Origin of the sequence: Bartonella sp. AA56HLJMS (assembly GCF_042197145.1) — a bacterium.
GTDB lineage: Bacteria > Pseudomonadota > Alphaproteobacteria > Rhizobiales > Rhizobiaceae > Bartonella.
The window spans coordinates 20023-44518 of sequence record NZ_JBHIRL010000012.1 but is presented as its reverse complement, the minus strand read 5'-3'; the positions used below and the strand labels follow the sequence as shown (position 1 = coordinate 44518).

Here is a 24496-nt window from a genome sequence, read left to right as displayed (position 1 = left end):
CCATTATCAATCCGCCCTGCACTATAAGCCGGTGCTAAGAGAATTCCAGGTTCCACACCCAAATGCCCCCGCGCATGCGCTAAGGCATGCACACCGGTCAAGTGAGTATTGGATCCCACCATTTCGGTTTGTGTCTCAGCAATGGTTGACTTTTCTTCCACCCGCACAAGAATAATTTGTGCCTCAATCCCCTGCGCACACACGGCGTTAATCACATCAAGAGCTGTACCTCTTGTTCCAAGCTTTTGGATTTTCTCACCCTCATGCGTAAAGAGAAGGACAGGCTCGTCGAGGGGAAAAACTTGGTTATCAGCATCAGGGGCTGTAACAACCGCCCCAATAGCGGTCTGATCAAATGTTGCTAAAGGACGGGAATCCTCACCAGCCTCTACAATGCGAATCCCATGATTAAATTCTGTTGCCATCTTGCTCTCCAAATCAATGAAGAGACTATAACAACCATCATCATGCTCCATAAGACTGACACTGTCAGTCAAAAAGCTCTTTAAAGGGCTTTGAAAGAGCAATAAAAGGACTTAAAAACATATAAGCCTGCTCATACAAAAGCTATCCATTTGACTTGCGCTATTTTTGGTTTTGTATTTAATCTTTCCATAACCTTATAAGAACAGCGCCATCCGCTCCAGCACCACTTGGAGTCTCATGTCCATGAGCACCAGCACCGCCACCACCAAAACCACGCCCTGCTTTTCCTGAACTATAGGAACCTTTGCCGACTCCACCAGAGCCACCTCTTGATGTATCACCTCCAGCATCACCGCCATTACCGCTAGTCTCGCTCGTAATTCCGTTTGTCCCAGCATAACCATTTCCACCTTTGGAAAATCCTGGATGTTCATCTGTTGCCAAGCCAAAATTTCCCCCAACCCCTCCAATACCACCACGTCCTGAATAGTAGCCAGTAACATAACCGTTTCGTGAACTATAGTAACCAGCACTACCATAGTTTCCTCCTGTGGCGGTGATAAAATTATTGCCAATGATCGTTGTTCCTCCAGACTTACCGTTTACACACTGCTCTGAAACAGAAGCTCCTCCTTTACCAATTGTGATATTCTCATGTCCATTTAGACTGGCTTTGTAGCCATACCAGACTGAACAACTGGCACCACCACCACCTCCTCCTAATCCTGACGAATAAGCGCCACCACCACTGCCACCTCCACCCCAAGCTTGGATTTCGACTTTTGTGTTATCCGTGACCCAATCGGGCCATTGAATTTTTCCATCTTGCGTATAGAGCAATTCAGCATCAGCAAGTGCCGGCCAATTCGTGATTTTATCGGTCAAATCTTTTTTTAGCCTCTTTATTCCTGCCAAGATGGCTTCATCCACTTGCGCTTTCGTATAAACAAGATCTCCATCAACTTTTAAAGGTCCTTTCAAGGTGCTTCCGTTTGTGTTTAAATTGGTAACCACTTCACCATTATGGATAAGGTTAAACGACGAATTACCCAACAGTTCTAAGCCACCACTCATAGTGACTTTACTGGTAAATTTATTATAACTTTGCCATTCATTTGGGCTGGCTAAGCGACCATAGCTTGTGAGATCTTCATTGATCTTGGCTCTAAAATCATCAAGCCCCACGATATCTTCGGTTTTATGTTGATGTGCGCCTAACAGTGATATTGCACTGCCAAAAGTGAAGTTATTATTGCTTGATTTATAGAGAACATAATTGTTGGCAGCATCGTGTGCACCCTCGATATCGCTTAAATCAGCAAAAGTGAAGGTTTTATCCGCTGCCATCTTGGCTTCAAGAGCTGTTTTAAGACCATTAACATCACCTATTGTGTGTTTGTGCTGTAAAGGTGCCTTTTCGTCTATCTTTTCCTCAACAGCCAAAAGAGCTTGATCAATTTTGGTCAAGTTTTCCCGCAAGATTGGGAATTCAGAACTGATAAAACGCCCCTCTTTAGGCAATTCCATGTCGAGTTTTTTGGTTTTTGTCATCTCTCATTTTCCCATTATAATATGCCAGCGCCAAAATCACTCACCATGGACCGCGCAGCAGGTCCACCGGTAAGGGTCAATTTCAAACGTGCTTGTTTGGCTGTTTTATCGCTGCTCACAAATTTGCGCTCTGTCCAAAGGGGGTCGGATAACTGTTCTGTTTCGTCTAATGTGAGAGAGGTGAAACCACCGTTGCATCTCGAGTGTAAAGGTTGCACCGCCCGGTAAAAAGGTTTTGATATAGCTCGTTAACCTTGCCTTTTCCCCAAAGGCAAAAGCACGCGTGACATAAGTGGCTTCTTTATGGATCTTCCCCGCAATCAATTGAACAGGCGCAAACAAGACGGGTGAGAGCTTCTCTGTCCCTTTGAGAATAGCGCGGAGCTTTACCTTTTCACTGATATATTCAGTAAGACTGAGTAATTGAAAGGGAAGGAGTTGATAAACCGTGCCGTTGTTTCTTTCAATTTCAAAGATGACAGAACAATCGCTTGAAGGCAATTCAATGGCTGCGCGTATTTGTAAATCAGAGCAGTCCACAAGATCAAAAGTGCCAAGATCAATGGTTTTTTCTGTTTGTGTGTAGCGTGCCGCCAGCACCCTAAAAGCTAAAGCCTCATCTTGATGAGCGGTCCAGCTCCTAGCATTGACAGAAGAAAAGCGTGGACCGGTCACGTAAGGGTGGCTCGAGACGTATCTCTGGTGTTCTGCATCAAAATCTCCAAGCTTTGCTAAAGAGACGGAATGATCAGCATCATCGGTTTTAATGACAAAAGCCGTTAAACGGTCATCCATCACAAGGAGTGGTACATCATAGCGTGCCTCTGCCCACCCTAGCTTTGCGCCCTTCATAGAATAAAAGCTTTGCGCTTGAATATCGGCGGTCGGATAGCCATTTTCTGTGGTGACCAAATCAATCACCAGATCATGGTTCTGATTGCCGATTTTGCAAAGATGAAAGTCAATTCCGGTGATTTGCCGTGTTGCATCAGGGGTAAAGACTTGCGCTTGTGGGTCCACTTGCGTCCAGATCTTCACCGTGGTGGTGCGCCGCATCACTTTCACATCAATCACGCCTTGCCCTGTAAAAAGACCCGTAGCAATGGTTCTACCTTTTCCCCGTGCCACAACATTTTTTGTGCCAGCGGTGATATTTTGTGGAATCGTGAAAGTGCCTTCAAGGGTGCCTTTGCTATCTGCAACAAGCTTTGTTTTTGGTAAAACATTCACACCATCAAAGGTGAGGCTTGCTAATTGTTCTAACTTGCCAAAACCTTCAATTTTAAAGTGAAGAGTAATTTGTCTCAAAAAATCGATTTTCTCTTGGGTTGCACTCACCAAATCATCACTGATTTCTGTTTTACGAACGCTTCTCCCACGGTTCCAGCCCATATTGATTTGATTGGTCACGCTTGAGAGCCAATCAGTGCGCTGTTCATGCCAGAAGTCTGTCGCGGGTTCAAGGGTTACTGTACCAGGCAGGGGTGCAAAATTTTGATAAGGATTGATTTTTTCGCAAGCCGTTGTCAACTCTTGCGCAATGATCACTTCATTTGTCCAGTCAAGCGTAACAGGCGCTTTTAAAGGAGCTGTGTAAAAGGTTGGATCAATAGCGAGCTGCAAAATGCCGTTGCCTTATGCTGTTCTACAAGGATCTATTAACCTTGTCGCGCAGAAGGGAAAAATATCTACAACACATTTGGGTCTTGTCCGAACCTACGGGCAACTCTCTTTCACCCCCAAAGATATGCAAGACAGCAAGTAAGAGCATATTGAATAAATAGTCATTTCAACTCACCGCCGCCTATGGCAGTAAACAGCGTGACAATGGTTTCTATCTTGATACGCTTTTATCCTATGGGATAATAAAGGGAGATATCACCAATGCTCTCATTGGTAAAACTGCAAAATTGAAAAACGCCAAAATGTTGAGTATCTCCACCACTGTTGGCAAACAATTTGCAACGGGTATTCAAGCCGTAACATTCGAACCGCAGGCACAGCTTGCCTATCAACATTTGATGTTTGATACCATTAAAGATGCTGATAATCTGACCATTGAGATGCAAAATCCTTCTCAATGGATAATCCCGTGTTGGTGGACGTTTGACAAAAACCATTGCCACTGAAAACAGCCGTCCTATGTCTTTCTATGGAAAAGTAAACTTAATCAAAACCTTTGGTGATGATCAGACATTCCATATTGATAAGTATTATAAATGTGACCCCTCGGGAAGTTCCGTTGAAGGTGGGCTTGGTATTAGTGCATAATTGTCCGCTAACCTCTCCCTTCATGGTGATGTCAGCTATCAACAAAAGCTTCAAAAAACTGGTATAAGTGGTGCAAGCTTTTCAGGAGGAATACTCTATCAGTTTTAAATCAAAACTGTAAAAATAGCCTATTCAATTTAACAAAAAGGCAGCATATTGCTGCCTTTTTGGTTTATTATAAGCTGTTTTTAAGCGCTTTTTTAAATAGAGAACAGCGAAATATTTGAAGACATTCATTGACCATTGGATGTTTTTTACAAAAAATTCTTTTTATAAAGAATAAAATTGTAAAAAAGAGAACAACCAAAAACAAAATGATATTGTAAAATAATGAGAAGCTTTTCTAGAAAATACAACATTACTATCTTTTGTTATTTCTCACGAATTTAATGCTTAAAATGGTAAAATAACACTTTTGAACATAAAATGATAAGTAAAAAATAATGCAATAATATCAAACAAAGGGATGTATGTTATAAGTCACTCATATATTTCAAAATGGAAGTTCTAATAGGATTTAAAATATTACAGCTCAAACACTGCCCAGAAAATTCATACTGAAAAAATCCTATTATCCCCTTCCCTCTTAACAATGCCGCCAAACATCTCCAGAAACTTCAAAACAAATAAAATTACATTTTCTCTTCTGTAAAATTGATCATGCTCTTTGCTCTCTATGGACAATAGGCTCTATACTTGCTTCAAAAAACTCCTTTGTATAATCGTGTTGCGCATGTAAATTACGCAATTCATCATTGCTAAGCTCTTCAAGAATAATCCCTTTATGCATAATTCCAACACGTTCACAAATATGTGCAACAACAGCAAGATCATGGGATACCATTAAATAAGTAAGCTTTTTTCTCACGCGCAGTGATTTCAACAAGTTTAAAATTTCAGCCTGTACCGACACATCCAATGCAGATGTTGGCTCATCAAGCAACAACACCTCTGGCTCAATAATTAAAGCACGTGCAAGAGCAATACGCTGACGCTGCCCTCCAGACAACTCATGAGGATAACGATAAAGAAATGAAGAATCTAAACCAACGGAATCTAAAGCATCCTCCACCCGCTCTCTTTGATTATCCATTCCATGGATTTTGAGCGATTCAGAAAGAACCGTATGGACCATTTTTCTTGGATGCAGCGAAGCATAAGGATCTTGAAAAACCATTTGAATACAGCGTAAAAAATCCTTACTTCTTTTCTTTTCAACTTCTTGTCCAGCAAAAAGGAATTTTCCACTATAATCTGGAATAAGCCCCACCAATGTATTCAAAATAGTTGACTTTCCACATCCGGATTCACCAATCAAACCATAAGCTTCACCACGTTTAATATGAAAATTAACATTTTTAACAACTGTTACTGCCTTATGCCTGTGCCCAAAAGTTACAGATAAATTAGAAACATCAATAATATTCTCACAATTTGTCATGAGGAACCTCCTCAACGCCATTAACAATCGTAGGATTATACAACCAATCAGGATCACGCTCAGGAACAGCCAAAATATCAACTGGATTATCAAGCCGTGGCAAACTCGCGAGCAACGCCTTTGTATAAGGATGACAAGCGTGAGACAAATTAGAAGCAGGCAACTCTTCTAAGACACGGCCCGCATACATCACCAAAATACGATCACAAAAATCAGCAATCATATTTAAATCATGACTAATGAAAATAAGTCCGGTTCCAGATTTTGTCACAAGTTCATCTAATACAGATAAAACTTGTCGTCTGACCGTAATATCAAGTGCAGATGTTGGCTCATCAGCAATAATTAAATCAGGTTTTGGAATGAGCATCATTGCAATCATCACGCGCTGCCCCATCCCCCCAGATATTTCATGAGGAAAGAGACGCATCACATGTTCAGGATCACGAATATGAACAGATTCTAACATAGATATGGTGCGCTCCCTCGCTTCAGCTTTTGAAACACGGTAATGAATACGGTAAGCCTCCATAATCTGTTCCCCGATCCGTATTAATGGATTAAGTGAATATTTGGGATCCTGTAAAATCATTGAAATACGTTTCCCACGGATTTTTCGCATCTGAGGTTCACTTGTGGCCAATAAATCAACATCCTCAAAGCGCATTTTTTTAGCTTTAACAATGGCTGCTTTTGGACTCAACCTTAGTATTGCGCGCCCAGTCATCGATTTTCCAGATCCGGATTCACCAACAATTCCAATTTTTTCTTTTCCAACAGAAAAACTAACGCCACGCACAACTTCTGAAATGCCGCGCGTTGTAGGAAAAGAAATACGTAAATCTTCTACTTCTAATAATTTATTACCCATTGCGTGGATCCAATACATCACGAAGACCATCACCTAAAAGGTTGAAAGCAAGACTTGCAAATAATATTGCACAGCCTGGTATTGCCGCCAACCACCAATTTGTCATCATAAATTCCCGCCCTGAAGAAAGCATCGCACCCCATTCAGGACTTGGAAGTTGAGCTCCCAACCCTAAAAAACCAAGACCAGCAGCCGTTAAAATAATTCCAGACATATCCAAAGTTAATCGTACAATCACTGAAGGAATACACATGGGCGCAACATGAAACAAAATAATTCGCCAAGCAGAGGCCCCTTGCAAGCGAACTACAGAAACATAATCAGAAGAACGTATTGTCAAAGTCTCAGCACGTGCTAAACGTGCAATTGGTGGCCATGCTGCAATTGAAATTGCAATAGAAGCATTTTCAATCCCTGGTCCCAATGCGGCTGAAAATGCAAGAGCTAAAATCAAACCTGGAAAAGCAAGAAAAATATCGACAATGCGCATGAGCACAGTATCAACCCATCCGCCCATATAACCAGATACAGTTCCAACAATAAGCCCTATTGGACCTACAATAACTGTTGTAAGAAAAACAACATAAAGAGTAATACGGGAACCAAAAACAAGGCGACTAAAAATATCACGTCCCAATTCATCTGTTCCAAAATAATGCGCCATAGAGGGTGGCTGCAACCGATGCCCTAGATCATTGCTAAGAAAATCATGCGTAGCAATCCAAGGAGCAAAAAATGCACATATGATAATAATACAAATAATAAGCAGACCGAATACAGCCGAAAAGTTATGAAAAAACTTAGCCAGTGCGTGATAAATTCTTTGTATGTTCGCTTGAATTATGGAGTTTGGAACAGGATCGTTTAACCAACTACCTAAAGAAGATGATGATTGCGATTTATGATGATTACTTACTGTCATATTCAACGTGTCCTTGGATCAAAAATGCGATAAAGCAAATCAGAAAATAAATTAATGGCGACAAAGATAAATCCTACAAGTAAAGTACATCCTACAACTGCATTCATATCTCCGGCTAAAAGAGCATTTGTCAAGTAATGTCCAAAACCAGGCCAAGCAAAAACTGTCTCCGTTAAAACAGCCCCTTCTAATAAAAAAGCATAAGAAAGTGCAACAACAGTAATAATTTGAACAGCAGCATTTCGAAAGGCATGCCCCCAAACGGTTCGCGCCCACGATAACCCCTTTACACGTGCAGTAATGATATATTCCTGATTAAGCTGCTCAATCATAAACCCACGAGTCATACGGCTAATATAAGCCATAGCACCGAAAGCCAAGATCAAAGCAGGCATAATAACGTGACTAAAAACATTACCAAAAGCCTCCCATTGTCCTTGGCTTGCAGTATCCCAAAGGAAAAATCCTGTTTTTGGTTCAAAAGAATATTCATAAAGAAAATCAAGTCGTCCTGGGCCACCAACCCAGCCAAGCTTGGCGTAAAATATTAACAACGCCATTAATCCGAGCCAAAATGTTGGAGTAGAATAACTTACAAGTGTAAAAACACGGACAACATAATCAATAAATGAATCGCGATACATTGCTGCAAAAACACCAAATGGAATTCCAAGACTTGTGCCAATAACAATAGCAACGGTTGCAAGCTCTAATGTTGCAGGAAACACACGCATAATATCCGCTAGAACAGGTCGCCCAGAAGTTAAAGCATCTCCAAAATCAAACAAAAATACATTATGAAGATACTTCCAATATTGGACAATCAACGGCTTATCAAGACCCAGCTTATAATACATTGCATCATAAGCTTCCTGACTGATATTATCACCAAGAATAGACAGAACCGGATCTAGAGGAAGAAGATGACCAAGAAAAAAAGTGATCGTCACCAACCCAAGCAATGTGATAAAAACTGAAATAAGAAGTTTCAATCCTTTGCATAAAAAATCCCATAAAAATAATTTTTTCTGCTTTTCTGATACAGCTCTTTCAGTCTCTGAAAGTGGCAAAACCATTATAAAAATCCCCTCTGTAGCGACAAAACATAAAGCAAATACCTTTTTATATAACAAAACAATCTCTTATTAAGCATGTTCTACAATCCTTTTCTATAACATGCTTCTTTTTATTTTTCTGCTTCATTGTAATAAAGTCTATAACTGTTCCAAATCCATTTTTTGACATCAGGTCCCATACCAACGGTATAATATGTCTGAAATAAATAAACCATAGGACCATGCTCTAGCACATAATGCTGTAAAGTACGATATCGCACAATGCGCTTATTGGGATCTTGCTCAAACAAAGCATCCATCACCATGTTATTAATATTTTCATCATAATACCCAGCGCGCCAAGCTAAATACATATTGTGCTTTTTTGTAAATGTTGGATCAGGGTTAAACACGTGATTTAATGAAGCAGGATGTCCATCAGGATCGGCACTCCCCCACCCCATAATAGCAGTATCATAATTTCCACCACGTACACGGCTCAACAATTGATTTTGTGCCATTTTTTCAATTGTAAGCTCAACACCAATTTTGCGTGCATTGGCTTGAATAGACTGTGCAACAGACGACATATAACTAAGGCTTCCAACTAAAAGATTAGCTTTAAACCCATTAGGATAACCAGCTTCAGTAATCAGTTGTTTTGCTTTTTTCAAATCCAACTGAAAAGGCAAACCTTCTTTTTCATCTAAAGCACCTGGAACACCTAAAGACATATAAATTGCCCGTGGAATAGCAATCCCTTTCAAAACAGTTTTTCCAAGACCTTCATAATCAACCAAATAACGAAGTGCCAATCTGACCTTTTCATTCGCAAAAATTGCATTCTTATTATTTAACGATAGGTAAATAATCTGCGGACGCAAAACACGACTAATTTTGACTGGGCCTCCTTTTTTTTCAAGATCTAAAATATCCTCTGAAGAAAGATCACGCACTATATCCACATCGCCTTTTTCCAAAAGAAGTCTTTGACTTGATGAATCCGCTACATGCTGCACAACAATCTGCTTAATTTTAGGCACATCGCCCCAATAATGTTGTGTCGCCTCTAACACAACTTTATCTCCTGGAGACCAGCTCACCAATTTATAAGGTCCAACACAAGCTGTATGTGTTGCTAAATATTTATTCCCCATATCACCGTTAATACTCTGTGCTTCAATTGTTTTCCGATCAAGCAAAGCAGAAGCATAAGATTGTCCAATAACAGTCAATATGAGCTGAATAGGATAGGGTTTATCTAATTTTAATTGTAAAGTCTTATCATCAAGAGCCTGAATATTTGTTTCAATATTGTTTTTGGTAAACCCATAATCCATTAAAGATTGAGCATAGCTTAATCCTAATTTAATAATCCGTCGCATCGACCATACCAGATCTTGCGCTGTAGCCATCCTTCCATCATTAAACTTTAAATCATCACGAAGATGAAAGACTATTCTTTTGCCATTATCTAAAACGTCCCAAGATTTTGCCATAGCAGGGCGAATTTTTGTAGGATCATGCTCATCATATTTCACTAACGCGCTGCAAATATTCGTCAATAACTCACTCGTCACAACCTCAACAGTTTGCGCTGGATCAAAACTACTAATTGAATCAATATTCCATGCCATTACCAATATATCTTTAGATGAGGCACTGAATGCCGATGTTACAGCCCCATTAAAAAAAACGATTGAGCTTAATAAAATAGAAAATTTTTTCAATATTCTTTGTTTTCCCATTTTATCTCTTCCTTTTGTATTCTTCTACCTTTTCACACAAAGTGATTGTGATTTTGCTTAAATAGCATAGCATTAGACATCAATTTCATTTAATCAAACTAAGCATCTATAAAATAATTTTCTTATACATCAGTCTATATTCGGGATGCAGAGAATCTATAACCATAAACAAAGATCCTCCCCAATATAACTTTCTATATTCATCGCTCCCTATAAACGATCTTAATTATATACTGCTACTACACAAACATCCCTCACAGTTTTATCCTTAAAAAACTGAAGAGCTTTATATGGGAGAATACTTTCATCATGCAATTATGATTAAGCTCTTTTTAGCTTTGATAACACTAAAAAGACACACTTATTTTTCAATTTTACTATAAAAAATACGCGGCGCACTATTCCAAACCCACTTTTTGATATCAGGCGTCATCGCGACAACGCTATATTGTTGAAAGATAAACGCATAAGGTCCTTTTTGCATCAATTCACGTTGTAAATCAGCATAGAGTTGTGCCCGTTTTTGCGGATCTTTTTGAAATAACGCCTCTTCAACTTTTTGATTCATATTGGCATCAAAATACCCATGCTGCCAACTAGGATAGGCTGTATTTCTAGCCTCAAAACGATTATCTGGATTGAAAATAAGACGTGAAGCCATTGTATGAGGATCCACAGAATCATTATTCCATCCGATAAAAGCCGTATCAAAAGCCCGTGCATTAACTTTTGAAAACAACTGTGTACCTGCTACACGTTCAATTTTAAGACGCACGCCCGCCTGTGCAGCACTATCCTGGAGTGACTGAGCAAGTAACAAAGTATAAGGAGTGTTTGACACGAGAAAATTTGCCTCAAATCCGTTCGGATAACCAGCCTCTGCTAAAAGCTGTTTTGCTTTTTGAATATCAAGTTTAAAGGGTTGCCCCTCTTTTTCATCCAAAGCCCCAACATTGCCAAGAGGAATAAAACTTGCCCGTGGGATACCAATCCCTTTGAGAAGCTTCTTGCCAAGACCTTCATAATCTATGAGATAACGCATCGCCAAGCGCACTTTTTCCTTAGCAAAAATAGGATTCGTCGTATTGAATCCCCAGTACATCATAGTTGGCACTAACACTCTTTCAACTTTAACATCTGTTGTTTTTTGCAGATCTGCAAGATCTTCAGGTGTCAAATTACGAGCAACATCAATATCATGTTTTTGCAACAACAAACGTTGTGTTCCGGGCTCTGCAACATGGCGAATTAAAATCTGCTTCAGTTTAGGCGCTTGTCCCCAATAGTGAGAGCTTGCACGCAACAAAAGAGCTTCTCCAGGACGCCAACTTTTTAACTGATAAGGACCAACACAAGCAGCATGGCTTTTCAAATACTGATTTCCAAAATCGCCATCTTTTTCGTGTTTCATAATCGTCTTACGATCAAGCAAAGCTGTTGCACGACTCGCAACAATATTATTAAGAATAAGTTCTGCTGGATAAGGCTTATCAAATTTCATCACAACCGTTTTCTCATCGGGAGCTTGCAAAGCATCATCAACATTTTGTTCTGTAATTCCATATTCATTAAAAATTGCCGCATTACCCATCTTCAATTTGACAACCCGCTTCATACCCCAAACAAGATCATTGGCATTGGCTGATCTGCCATCATTAAACTTCAAACCATCACGTAAATGAAAAGTAATCACCGTACTGTGATCATCACCTGAAACATCCCAATGTGTTGCTAAAGCGGGAACCATTTTAGCAGGATCATCTGTCGCAGTACTCACCAAGTTATCACAAATATTGTAAATAATTTCACTTCCATAAACATCATTAAGTTGTGCGGGATCAAACGTACTGATTGCATCAAGATTCCAAGCCATCACAAGGGTATTAGCCGGTGTTTTTGCTGAAACTTGTTGTGCAACCATCGCCAATGCCATAAGAGCAGAAACAAGAGAGCTGCTACTTTTCAATATTGTTTTCTTCAAGTTCATAAACTTTTCCCTTTATTTATTTTTATCAATTAATGACGCTGAAATAATATAGCAAATTTATAATTATAGCATTGAATAAATACGTTCTAATCGCCTATATTTTTAATCACCTACACAGAGTCATCTACTTGATAAATTCATTGACTTACGTCTCAATAAACCACAGCGAACATGCAATATATGTTTTACTAACCAGTATTACATTCTTTTCATAACCTCTTTGCATATGATATATGCACTATATCAGTTCCCTATTAATCATCAATAAGCCTTGTCGCCCAAAAAAATAGTGAGCTTTAAAAAAATCATTACGCAAAAATTTATGAATTCATTATTCTATTCCTTTAGGCGACATTTAAAATAAAATATGCAAACTTTAAAAATAGTCATCCCCCTCAAACACTCAGTTTCAAGATGCGGCGCATCTTTACTACATGACCAAAACGGCACTGAAACAGGAGAAGGACATAAGAAAATATCTTTTCTAAAACGCTACCCCCTACAAAAATCTGCTTAATCTTTTGAAAACTAAGTGTCAAAAGTTTTACGTTTTTACCAACAAAACCAAACGCGTTAACAAAGATAAAGGAAAAATGAGAAGAATCATTCCTTCCACGCTTTATCTTTTGAAAAATAAAGCTTACAATAAAAGAATACACACTAAAATGCATTCTCTCATTGATAAAAATAAAATTCATTAGACGTTTCCCCCCTAAAGACATAACGAATATAAACCCTTCTAAACTTTAGTGTGCATCATTGCTTTACCACTATAAAAATAGAGCAGAAAACAACATACAGCAACAGAACTCTCGTTTCCAGCGGAAACATACAGAGATTCAACGAAGCAATGTAGTGGATACAAGTCTGCATGAGCTTAATCATCTTCCAAAAAATTGGAGCGCACACGCGGCAAGATCACTCTACTAATAGAGGAAAGCTATCAGATAATAAAACCCAACACAAGCAGCTTGAGTCATTTAACTTCAATTTTTCATCGCTGCATTTCATTTTATATTGCCTAGGTAAGCATTGGGCAATCAACCTACATATAAATAAACCAACAGTCATATAAGCAAAGAAAAACAATGCAACAACAGCACCCCATCTAACAACCACTTTGCATTCGTCAACAAACATGAATAAAATATTCAATTAATTATAACAGTCATGTTATTAACGGAAATAAAAAAACTCTTCTGAACCATTACAAATGCCAAAGACTGTTTCCCAACATTGAGAGCTAGTAAATGTGTGATGGTGCCGATTTGCTCCTTCATAAACCTAAAGATGGAGTGCATTATGGACTTATCTGTCATACCATTCACGGGCTGCGTCGCGAAATGGGCTTTGGTGTACTAAATGTTTCTTTAAAACATACAAGACATCACCATGATCTAACTTCAGATACATAACAGTTAAGATATCACTCCTTTTTGCGTCTGTTTTTTCATCCTCAAAATTATACCTTTATCGTTTTTAGTGCCAACAACAATAAAAAATCATTGATATTCTATAGTTTGTATATTTCAATTATCTTATACAGTGGAATTGTATAATTTATACATTTATTAAATAATTCAATTATTATCCTATTGATCATTACTCTTACAAAAGAAAATTTGCCAATTTATCGACAAAAACATCCTTCAAGATGATCATTAACAATCCCTACAGACTGCATAAAAGCATAACAAATTGTGGGGCCAACGAATGTCCAGCCACGTTTCTTCAAGTCTTGAGAAAGACGAAGAGAAGCAGGAGTTATGGGATGAGCCGACAGTGTTTGAAAGTCTATCTTTTCATAACGCTCTGATTGTGGTGGTTGAAAAGACCAAAAATAGTGGGACAAACTCCCCCACTCTGTTATAATTTCCTGTGCTCTCAATGCATTATTAAGCACCGATTGAATTTTTCCTTGATGGCGAACAATGTCTTTATTCTGCATTAACATTAGCACCTTTAGCTCATCATAATGAGCAATCTTTTCAAAGTCAAAGTGATCAAATGCAATGCGAAAAGAAGAGCGTTTTTTTAAAATTGTCAACCAAGAAAGCCCCGCTTGGAAACCTTCAAGACAAATTTTTTCAAACAAATGGATATCCTCAAAAACAGGCTTTCCCCATTCATTATCATGATAAGCACAATAAAGTGGATCCGTTCCAGCCCATGCGCAACGAACTTTTCCATCCACTCCCTTAAGAAGACCTTCCGCAAGCATGGCATTACCCCCCGTATTAAAAGAGCATTCCTTGATCATCGCTAGGCGATTTTATTTGCTTATGTTTTGAACGTTTAGCGGAAACAGGCTCTTGTGTTGCAACACGGATATCACCATCAAAAAAACGTAAATTTATGTGCCGCGTTTCAGGAAACTGAGCCAAGCGTTTAATGGGCTTATTCTCTTTCCCCAAAGCCAAAACAAAACCGCGCTCCAAAATATTCTGATATGAAGTGCTCCTTAAAAGCCTAGATACTACCTCTAACCCAGCACGTTGTTTTTCCACACTACGCACAAAAGCACGCTGAAGACGTGCCGTATATTCCTTTGTATTGCGTTGTGCTTTTTCAGTATTAAGCAAACGCGGTGAAAGACGCACACCAAGTGCATGAAAAGAAAAACGTTTTTTATCGTAGCTCACACAAAGAGCACGCTGTAATCGACTTGAAATTTCATCACAACCACGCCGTGGTAGAGCAAAAAGTTGATCGGCAGTCGGAAGAGCTCGTAGAGCAGCACGCAGTTTTTGTCGATAAAAATCAAAATAACGCGCAAGTCCCGTGCGCAAACGTGCACCAAGCGATGCCACCAGCACCTCGAGATCAAGCTTAACAGGAACAGCCCGTTCTGCTGCAGCAGTGGGAGTTGGAGCGCGCCAATCAGCCACATAATCAATCAAGGTCCAGTCCGTTTCATGCCCAACAGCAGAAATAACAGGAAGAGAAGATTCATAAACAGCACGAACAACAGCTTCGTCATTAAATCCCCACAAATCTTCTAAACTTCCCCCTCCCCGTGCAACAATAATAAGATCAGGTTTTGGAATAAGTCCACCTGGACCAAGAGCATTAAAACCTTCAACAGCAACAGCCACTTCCCTCCCACTTGTTTCCCCCTGAACACGTACAGGCCAAACCAAAATATGCAACGGAAAACGATCGGATATACGATGAATAATATCACGAATAACAGCACCTGTTGGTGATGTTACAACGCCTAAAATTCGAGGCATATAAGGCAAAGTTTTTTTCTTTTCTTCATCAAACAAGCCTTCTTCTAAAAACTTTTTCTTACGATTTTCAAGAAGTGTCATCAAAGCACCAACCCCCGTTGGTTCAAGAGCCTCAATGACAATTTGATATTTCGATGATCCTGGATACGTCGTAAGTCTACCAACAGCAACCACTTCCATCCCTTCTTCAGGAGGAAATTTGAGCTTTTCCATCACTCCACGCCAAATAACAGCTTCCAACCGCGCCTTATCATCTTTTAAAGCAAAATAAGCATGTCCTGAAGCATGAGCACCACGGTAACCTGATATCTCCCCACGCACCCGTACATAACCAAACTTTTCCTCAACAACACGCTTTAAAGCCCCTGCTATTTCGGAAACAGTAAATTCCGCAACATTCGTTGCACTTATTTTTTCATCAAACAAATTTGCCATTTTTCAATTCACGGAAATTGAAATATTCAGTCTTAACATTCACACAAACACATTTTTAATTTTAACGAAATTGATTTCCTCCCAACATCTCAAAGGATGGAGATTACTATCAGTCCACCGGACTAGCTTCTCTCGGTGGGGTTACACCTGCTGACCACTCCATGCGGTTTACTTCATAGGCGCGACAGCCAAGCCCTACCCTGAATACTGATCACGATATCTAAAAACACTTAATATGTAAAGCTTTTCATGCCTTATATCACCGCTCTAAACAACAGTATTTTATGGCGTAATAAGATAAAAGAGCTCTTTAAATAGCGTATCTTGAAATTACATTCTATACACAACATATCAATGCGCTACCGATAAGCTTCAACGTTTTGCAAAGTTCTTAACCCCCATACAAAACGCTGAAGTTATCATGATTTCATTCTTGTTGTATTTTACAGCATTAAAATCCACTTATTTTTCAATTGCACTATAAAAAATACGTGGAGCACTATTCCAAACCCATTTTTTGACATCAGGTGTCATCGCTATCGTGTGATACGTCTGATAAATAAAAGCATAAGGTCCTTTCTGCATAAATTCACGTTGCAAATCAGCATACATTTGCGCCCGTTTTTTGGGATCTTTTTGAAACAACGCATCTTGAACCTTTTGATTCATCGTTTCATCAAAATACCCATGGCACCAACTCGCATAGCCTGTATTTTTAGCCTCAAGCCGATTATCTGGATTATAAATAAGGCGTGAAGCCATTGTATGAGGATCCGCAGAATCATTATTCCATCCGAAAAAAATTGTATCAAAAGTACGTGCAGATAGTTTTGAAAATAACTGCGTGCCTACGAAGCGTTCAATTTTAAAACGCACTCCCACCTTTTTTGCATTGTCTTGGAGAGACTGAGCAATAGGCAACGCAAAAGGATAAGGAGAGGCACCGGCAAAAATACTGGCCTCAAAACCATCCGGATAACCTGCCTCTGTTAAAAGTTGCTTTGCTTTTTGGAGATCAAGTTTAAAGGGTTGTCCTTCTTTTTCATCCAAAGCTCCAAGATTACCAAGAGGAATAAAACTTGCACGTGGAATACCAACATCTTTGAGAAGCGTCTTACCGAGTCCTTCATAGTCAATAAGATAGCGCATCGCTAAACGCACTTTTTCATTGGCAAAAATAGGGTTTGTCACATTGAACCCCCATATGATCACGGATGGCTCTAACACTCTTTCAACTTTAATATCCGTTGTTGCTTGGAGATCTGCCAAATCCTCTGGCATCAGATTACGTGCAACATCGATATCGTGTTTTTGCAACAATAAACGTTGTGTTCCAGGTTCCGCAACATGGCGAATTAAAATCTTCTTCAATTTAGGCGCCTCCCCCCAATAATTGGAGCTTGCACGCAACAAAATTCCTTCTCCAGGGCGCCAACTCTCTAGCTGATAAGGACCAACGCAAGCAGAATGGCTTGCCAAATACCGGTTTCCCATATCACCATTTTTTTCGTGTTTCATGAGTGTCTCACGATCAAGCAAAGCAAGAGTACGACTAGTGGCAAAATGGCTAAGAATGAGCTCTGCTGGATAAGGTTTATCAAATTTCATCACCACCGTTTTGTCGTCCGGTGCTTGAAAAGCCTCATCAACGTTTTGTTCTGTGATACCATATTCATTAAATGTCGCCGCAGTAGCCATCTTCAATTGAACAACCCGCTTCATGCTCCAAATAAGATCATTAGCATTCGCAGGACGACCATCGTTGAACTTTAAACCATCACGCAAGTGAAAAGTAATCACCGTACTCTGATCATCACTTGAAACATCCCAACTCTTCGCTAAAGAAGGAACCATTTTAGCAGCATCATCTGTAGCAGAAACGACTAAATTATCACAAACATTAACAAGAACTTCATTACCATAACGGTCATTGATTTGTGCGGGATCAAATGTACTTATTGTATCAAGATTCCAAGCCATCACAAGCGTATCGGCAGGTGTTTTCGCTGAAACTTGTTGCACAAACATCCCCATTGCAAGAACAGCAGAAACAAAAGAACTGCCCTTTTTCAATATTTTTCTTTTCACGTTCATAGAATTTTCCTTTTAAGATTTAAGGTTATTGTATAACTTCCCATGAGACAACATGCAAAAATGATAAGATCATGATTAGAAAACACGCCTTCTAGAGGTAAAATATCAAAATCTCTAAAAGCAGCAGCCACTTTTCAAAAGCTCATTCCCTCCCAAACACGTATAGAACAAACGAACATATGCAACGCAAAACGATCTGATTAAAATGAAGCTATCACGCACGATAGCACACGACATCACGGCACTTATAATTCAGAGCATATCAGACCAAAATCCTCCCTTGCTTCATTAAAAAGATTTCTTTTTCAAGTTTCTCTTGCGATTTTCTAAAAAGTATCATCAAAGCGCTACTCTAATTGCTTCAAAAGCATCAAAACAATTTGATGTTTTGATGATCCTGAATAAATTTTTCGTAACCATTTTCACCCTTCTTCAGAAGAAAATTCGAACTTTGATTATAACTCCGTATCAAATAACAGCTTCGAACCTATAGATTATCATATTTTAAGTCATAAGGAATGTAACCTGAGGTATGAGAAGAGTAGCTTGATGTTTCCCCACGTACCCGCATACAACAGTTTTTCTCACCAAAACATTTTATAAAGTCCCCATTTTTTCAGAAACACTAAACTTTGCTTTATTCGTTACACCTGTCTTTTGCAACAAACAAATTTATTACTTTCTATACATATAAATTGAAATATCAAATATTAATATCTATACACGTAGAATTTATCGAGATAAATAACCTCTCTTCCCAATAGAATGTTTTGAAATAAAATTCTCTACACAACATAGTAATCCATTCCCGATAGAATTCAACGTATTGCAAAGTATTAAAGAGCTTTGCAATACATCAAATATATCATGACCATGTTTTTTATATTTTATAAACTTGATACCTTCTTATTTTTCAATTGCACTATAAAAAATACGTGGTGCACTATTCCAAACCCATTTTTTGACATCAGGTGTCATCGCTACAGAAACATATGTCTGATAGATAAAAGCATAAGGCCCTTTCTGCATAAAATCACGTTGTAAATCAGCATACATTTGCGCCCGTTTTTTGGGATCTTTTTGAAACAATGCATCTTGAACCTTTTGATTCATAGTTTCATCCAAATACCCATGGCACCAACTCGCATAGCCTGTATTTTTAGCCTCAAGCCGATTATCTGGATTATAAATAAGACGTGAAGCCATTGTATGGGGGTCCCCAGAGCCATTATTCCATCCGAAAAAAATCGTATCAAAACCACGCGCATAAAATTTTGAAAACAACTGCGTACCTACAAAACGTTCAATTTTAAAACGTACTCCAACTTTTTTTGCATTGTCTTGGAGAGACTGAGCAATAGGCAAAGCAAAAGGATAAGGAGAGGCACCGGCAAAAATACTGGCCTCAAAACCATCCGGATAACCTGCCTCTGTTAAAAGTTGCTTTGCTTTTTGGAGATCAAGTTTAAAGGGTTGTCCTTCTTTTTCATCCAAAGCTCCAAGATTACCAAGAGGAATAAAACTTGCACGTGGAATACCAACATCTTTGAGAAGCGTCTTACCGAGTCCTTCATAGTCAATAAGATAGCGCATCGCCAAACGCACTTTTTCATTGGCAAAAATAGGGTTTGTCGCATTAAATCCCCATATGATCATGGAGGGCGCCAACACTTTTTCAACTTTAATATCCGTTGTTGCTTGGAGATCTGCCAAATCCTCTGGCATCAGATTACGTGCAACATCGATATCATGTTTTTCCAATAATAAACGTTGCGTTCCAGGCTCCGCAACATGGCGAATTAAAATCTTCTTCAATTTAGGCGCCTCCCCCCAATAATTGGAGCTTGCACGCAACAAAATTCCTTCTCCAGGGCGCCAACTCTCTAGCTGATAAGGACCAACACAAGCAGAATGACTGGCCAAATATCGGTTTCCCATATCGCCATCTTGTTCGTTTTTCATGAGTGTCTCACGATCAAGCAAGGCAGTAGTGCGATTAGTGGAAATATTGCTAAGAATGAGCTCTGCTGGATAAGGTTTATCAAATTTCATCACCACCGTTTTGTCATCCGGTGCTTGAAAAGCCTCATCAACGTTTTGTTCTGTAATCCCATATTCATTAAATGTTGCTGCATTAGACAATTTCAATTTGACAACCCGCTTCATACCCCAAACAAGATCATTGGCATTTGCAGGACGACCATCATAAAACTTTAAACCATCACGCAAGTGAAAAGTAATCACCGTACTCTGATCATCACTTGAAACATCCCAACTCTTCGCTAACGAGGGAACCATTTTAGCCGCATCATCTGTAGCAGAAACGACTAAATTATCACAAATATTGTTAACCACTTCAATTCCATAACGGTCATTGAGTTGTGCAGGGTCAAATGTATTTATTGGATCGAGATTCCAAGCCATCACAAGCGTATCGGCGGGTGTTTTTGCTGAAACTTGTTGCACAAACATCCCCATTGCAAGAACAGCAGAAACAAAAGAACTGCCCTTTTTCAATATTTTTCTTTTCACGTTCATAGAATTTTCCTTTTAACGTTTATTGTATAAATTCTCCATGCAGCAAAACGTGCTTAATTTAAGTTTAGACGAACGATAGGCTCCTAAAGACCAAACTTTAAAATCTTCAAGAACAAGCACCTCTTGCCAATGACTCCTCTTGTCTACACTTATAAGCCAAACTAAAACATACAAATGAAAACACTCTGATATACAATGAACGCTCACCAACAACAGAGCTTAACCACGATATCATAACGCCTACTATTGAAGACTATAAAACCTGTATTTTTTCTATCTTGTTAAGCAAGCTTGTCTCGTATTTCTTCCGGCGTTTTCTATACCATCAAAGCACTACCCCTTTTAGCTCAAGTACCTTAATAACAACGAGCCTTCATAACAATTTGATGATTTGATAAAACAGAAAAATTCGTTAGTTTGCCAAATGCAACGACTTTTATTCCTTCTTCAAAAGAAAATTTAATTTTTTCATCACTCCCCGTAAAATAACACCCTCCAAATGACATCTCATCATCTTTCAAAGCAAAAGAAAATATAAACACCATAAAAAACTGATATCCCTTGTGTACCCCCATAACAAAACTTTCCTTCAACATCGCAAAACCTTTGCACCTTTAGCACCACTAAATTCCGCGATATTTGTTACACTTAGTTTTTTTATGTTACTCTCAGTTTTTTAACAAATAAATTGACCACTTTCTAATTCAGAAAAATTGAAATATCGATCTTAACATCCACTTAAATACACCTCTAATGAGAATGAAAAATATCTTTAAACGAATGTCTTGAAAAGACATTCAACAATATATCACGCATTACCTATGATCTTCGACGCATTGCAAAACTTGAAAATTTATACAATACGCCGAATATATCATGACGATGCCCTTTATCTATTGAACAGCATTGAAGACACTCTTATTTTTCAATTTTACTATAAAAAATATGTGGCGCACTATTCCAAACCCACTTTTTGATATCAGGCGTCATCGCGATAACAGTATATTTCTGAAAGATAAACGCATAAGGTCCTTTTTGCATCAATTCACGTTGTAAATCAGCATAGAGTTGTGCCCGTTTTTGCGGATCTTTTTGAAACAATGCATCCTGAACCTTTTGATTCATCGTTTCATCCAAATACCCATATTGCCAACTAGGATAGGCGGTATTTTTTGCCTCAAGCCGATTATCTGGATTATAAACAAGACGTGAAGCCATTGTATGAGGATCCGCAGAATCATTATTCCATCCGACAAAAATCGTATCAAAAGCCCGTGCATAAAGTTTAGAAAACAACTGTGTACCGGCCATCCGTTCAATTTTAAGACGCACCCCCGCCTTTGCGGCACTATCTTGGAGTGACTGAGCAACTAACACCCTATAAGGAGCATTTGATACGAGAAAATTTGCCTCAAATCCATTCGGATAACCAGCTTCTGCTAAAAGCTGCTTGGCTTTTGCAATATCAAGTTTAAAGGGTTGCCCTTCTTTTTCATCTAAAGCCCCAAAGTTGCCAAGAGGAATAAAACTGGCCCGTGGAACACCAACACCTTTGAGAAGCTTCTTGCCAAGACCTTCATAATCTATGAGATAACGCATCGCCAAGCGCACTTTTTCCTTAGCAAAAATAGGATTCGTCGTATTGAATCCCCAGTACATCATAGTTGGCACTAACACTCTTTCAACTTTAACATCTGTTGTTTTTTGCAGATCTGCAAGATCTTCAGGTGTCAAATTACGAGCAACATCAATATCATGTTTTTGCAACAACAAACGTTGTGTTCCGGGCTCTGCAACATGGCGAATTAAAATCTGCTTCAGTTTAGGCGCTTGTCCCCAATAGTGAGAGCTTGCACGCAACAAAAGAGCTTCTCCAGAGCGCCAACTTTTTAACTGATAAGGACCAACACAAGCAGCATGACTTTTCAAATACTGATTTCCAAAATCGCCATCTTTTTCATGCTTCATAATTGTCTGACGATCAAGCAAAGCTGTTGCCGGACTTGCAACAATATTATTAAGAATGAGCTCTGCTGGATAAGGCTTATCAAATTTCATCACCACTGTTTTCTTATCTGGGGCTTGCAAAGCATCATCAACATTTTGCTCTGTAATTCCATATTCATTAAAAATTGCCGCATTACCCATCTTCAATTTGACAATCCGCTTCATACTCCAAAGAAGATCATTGGCATTGGCTGATCGACCATCATTAAACTTCAAACCATCACGTAAATGAAAAGTAATCACCGTACTGTGATCATCACCTGAAACATCCCAATGTGTTGCTAAAGCGGGAACCATTTTAGCAGGATCATCTGTCGCAGTACTGACCAAATTATCACAAACATTGCGAACAATTTCACTTCCATAAACATCATTAAGTTGTGCCGGATCAAATGTACTAATTGCATCAAGATTCCAAGCCATCACAAGGGTATCAGCGGGTGTTTTTGCTGAAACTTGTTGTGCAACCATCGCCAAAGCTATAAAAGCAGAAACAAGAGAGCTGCTATTTTGTAATATTTTTTTCTTCAAGTTCATAGACTTTTCCTTTTAAAGTTTACTATATAAATTTCCCACACAACAAGCATATGCTTAATAATAAGGTTAGATGATCCATAAGCGCCTCAAACAAAGTATTATTAAAACCTTCAAACAACACCACTTACCAACCACGGACTTCTACCCATGGCTATAAGCCAAGACAAACCAAAACATGCAACAACAAACACTCTGACATACAATGAATGCTCCCCCCCATAACAGAGCCTATTCATGATGTCATAACGCCTACGATTGAAGACTATAAAACCACTATTTTCTCTCTTTTGTCGGGTAAGCTTGTCTCTTCTTTCCTCTCGCCTTTTTATGCCATCAAAAGACTCTTCTTTGTTAGCTTAAGCGCCTTAATAACAAAGAGCTCTACTAACAATTTGACATTTTAACAAAACAGGAAAATTCACCCATCAACCGACATGACCTCCTCCCCCTACAAGAGGAATTTTGAATTTTTCCATAATCCTCTGCCAAATAACAGCTTTTAAATTATATTTTATTTCTAAATAAAAGGAGCATAGGCTCCCCCTGATATTCCTTTACGCACCCACACATAACAAAACTTTTTTCCACATCGTATTTTTAATATCTTTGCTCCTTTAACAACACTCAATTCATTGCTTACATTTTTTCAGAAAAAAAGATCTTTTCAATGCACTAAGGTTGAAATATCTAAATATAATACCTATATAAGCATACCCTTATTAGAATAGATAGTCTTTTTTTAAGTAAACTGTCTTGAAATATTATTTCTATACACGACAATAATAAGTTCGTTACAAAATCTTCAATATACTAGAACTCTCACTCTGATAAGAAATGCTGAAACGTTATAAAATTTCTCTACAAATTCTCGAGACGAAAGGATATCCCTTCATTTAATAAAAGAAGCGCCATGAAAATATCGCAAAAAATGCAATAAAACATGTGTATATTTCAAAAACCAGCACCGTTAACCAGACTAAGGTGATAAACTCAAAAAGTAAGAAAAAATAAAAAAATGTTTTTCCTTTATGATAATAACATCGCTGTACCATGATAATACAATAAAAAACACGATCTTTGAAAGTATATTAAAATGAAGCGAAAAAAAAAATTATTAGATTCTTTTCATGCGTTTCTTGGAGGAAAATCACGCCGCGTTAGTCTAAAATTGCTTATCCTTTCATTCTTCATTGGTATCGTAATGAATTTTTTGGGATGGACACCTCGAAACCTCATACAAAAAATAGTCGATTTTTTTCAATCACTATGGGAAGCAGGATTTATAACGCTTACAAATTTCTTCCATATAACTATGACAGGAGCTATTGTTGTTGTGCCTATTTTTCTTATCTTACGAATTTTTCATAAAAAATAAAAGCC

The 24496-nt window shown here is 38.6% G+C and carries 16 protein-coding genes and 3 pseudogenes; 3 read left to right on the top strand and 16 right to left on the bottom strand.

All coding sequences use genetic code 11. From position 1 onward, the window contains the following. The 3 genes and pseudogenes from ACFINI_RS07250 to ACFINI_RS07240 all read right to left on the bottom strand — a co-directional run. Window positions 1–425: pseudogene (locus ACFINI_RS07250) on the bottom strand (phage tail protein); the annotation flags it as partial. A 178-nt stretch (window positions 426–603) separates the two neighbouring features. After that, a complete protein-coding gene (locus ACFINI_RS07245) occupies window positions 604–1977 on the bottom strand; it encodes a Bgr_08870 family protein (protein WP_375647237.1) in 1374 nt (457 codons plus the stop codon). A gap of 14 nt (window positions 1978–1991) precedes the next feature. Further along, window positions 1992–3612 (bottom strand): annotated as a pseudogene (locus ACFINI_RS07240) (DUF4815 domain-containing protein); the annotation flags it as partial. 1 nt (window position 3613) lies between these two features. Between ACFINI_RS07240 and ACFINI_RS07235 the strand changes: the two are divergent. After that, a pseudogene (locus tag ACFINI_RS07235) lies at window positions 3614–4356 on the top strand (autotransporter outer membrane beta-barrel domain-containing protein); the annotation flags it as partial. 550 nt (window positions 4357–4906) lie between these two features. Here ACFINI_RS07235 and ACFINI_RS07230 read toward each other — a convergent pair. The 6 genes from ACFINI_RS07230 to ACFINI_RS07205 form a co-directional block, all read right to left on the bottom strand. Beyond that, on the bottom strand, window positions 4907–5689 hold the full coding sequence (locus tag ACFINI_RS07230; RefSeq protein WP_273790734.1) for an ABC transporter ATP-binding protein: 783 nt from the start codon (window positions 5687–5689) through the stop codon (window positions 4907–4909). Further along, window positions 5676–6560 (bottom strand): ABC transporter ATP-binding protein, encoded by an 885-nt coding sequence (locus ACFINI_RS07225; RefSeq protein ID WP_375647233.1) that lies wholly within the window; start codon window positions 6558–6560, stop codon window positions 5676–5678. Before ACFINI_RS07225 ends, ACFINI_RS07230 begins: the two co-directional genes overlap by 14 nt. Beyond that, complete coding sequence (locus ACFINI_RS07220) at window positions 6553–7482, bottom strand: ABC transporter permease (RefSeq protein WP_273790732.1); 930 nt, start codon at window positions 7480–7482, stop codon at window positions 6553–6555. Before ACFINI_RS07220 ends, ACFINI_RS07225 begins: the two co-directional genes overlap by 8 nt. A gap of 2 nt (window positions 7483–7484) precedes the next feature. Next, window positions 7485–8558, bottom strand: coding sequence for an ABC transporter permease (locus ACFINI_RS07215; RefSeq protein WP_375613823.1), 1074 nt, complete (start codon window positions 8556–8558; stop codon window positions 7485–7487). Window positions 8559–8668: 110 nt separating this feature from the next. Then, the gene (locus ACFINI_RS07210) at window positions 8669–10285 is read right to left on the bottom strand and encodes an ABC transporter substrate-binding protein (RefSeq protein WP_375647229.1); all 1617 of its coding nucleotides are present in this window, start codon (window positions 10283–10285) and stop codon (window positions 8669–8671) included. 361 nt (window positions 10286–10646) lie between these two features. After that, entirely contained in the window at window positions 10647–12272 is a 1626-nt protein-coding gene (locus ACFINI_RS07205; RefSeq protein WP_375647223.1) for an ABC transporter substrate-binding protein, read from the bottom strand. A gap of 1250 nt (window positions 12273–13522) precedes the next feature. Here ACFINI_RS07205 and ACFINI_RS07200 point away from each other — a divergent pair. Next, window positions 13523–13687 carry a DUF4102 domain-containing protein gene (locus ACFINI_RS07200; protein WP_375623850.1) on the top strand — a complete coding sequence of 55 codons (165 nt, stop codon included), beginning with the start codon at window positions 13523–13525 and terminating at the stop codon, window positions 13685–13687. A 215-nt stretch (window positions 13688–13902) separates the two neighbouring features. Here ACFINI_RS07200 and ACFINI_RS07195 read toward each other — a convergent pair whose 3' ends face one another. The 7 genes from ACFINI_RS07195 to ACFINI_RS07165 form a co-directional block, all read right to left on the bottom strand. Beyond that, on the bottom strand, window positions 13903–14532 hold the full coding sequence (locus ACFINI_RS07195) for a DNA-3-methyladenine glycosylase I (protein ID WP_375647216.1): 630 nt from the start codon (window positions 14530–14532) through the stop codon (window positions 13903–13905). Continuing rightward, window positions 14510–15940, bottom strand: coding sequence for an exodeoxyribonuclease VII large subunit (xseA, locus tag ACFINI_RS07190; protein ID WP_375647211.1), 1431 nt, complete (start codon window positions 15938–15940; stop codon window positions 14510–14512). The genes ACFINI_RS07195 and xseA overlap by 23 nt, the downstream gene beginning before the upstream one ends. 462 nt (window positions 15941–16402) lie before the next feature. After that, window positions 16403–18034, bottom strand: coding sequence for an ABC transporter substrate-binding protein (locus ACFINI_RS07185; protein ID WP_375623844.1), 1632 nt, complete (start codon window positions 18032–18034; stop codon window positions 16403–16405). A gap of 906 nt (window positions 18035–18940) precedes the next feature. Beyond that, window positions 18941–20572: an ABC transporter substrate-binding protein gene (locus ACFINI_RS07180; RefSeq protein WP_375628237.1), complete on the bottom strand. Its 1632-nt coding sequence runs from the start codon at window positions 20570–20572 to the stop codon at window positions 18941–18943. 356 nt (window positions 20573–20928) lie between these two features. Beyond that, complete coding sequence (locus ACFINI_RS07175; RefSeq protein ID WP_375647202.1) at window positions 20929–21147, bottom strand: hypothetical protein; 219 nt, start codon at window positions 21145–21147, stop codon at window positions 20929–20931. Window positions 21148–21490: 343 nt separating this feature from the next. Beyond that, window positions 21491–23116 (bottom strand): ABC transporter substrate-binding protein, encoded by a 1626-nt coding sequence (locus ACFINI_RS07170; protein ID WP_375647199.1) that lies wholly within the window; start codon window positions 23114–23116, stop codon window positions 21491–21493. Window positions 23117–23226: 110 nt separating this feature from the next. Further along, window positions 23227–23352: a hypothetical protein gene (locus ACFINI_RS07165; RefSeq protein WP_375647195.1), complete on the bottom strand. Its 126-nt coding sequence runs from the start codon at window positions 23350–23352 to the stop codon at window positions 23227–23229. Between the two features lie 857 nt (window positions 23353–24209). On the opposite strand from ACFINI_RS07165, the gene ACFINI_RS07160 reads away from it, so the two are divergent. After that, the gene (locus ACFINI_RS07160) at window positions 24210–24491 is read left to right on the top strand and encodes a DUF6460 domain-containing protein (protein ID WP_375621636.1); all 282 of its coding nucleotides are present in this window, start codon (window positions 24210–24212) and stop codon (window positions 24489–24491) included. The last annotated feature ends 5 nt before the right edge of the window (window positions 24492–24496 follow it).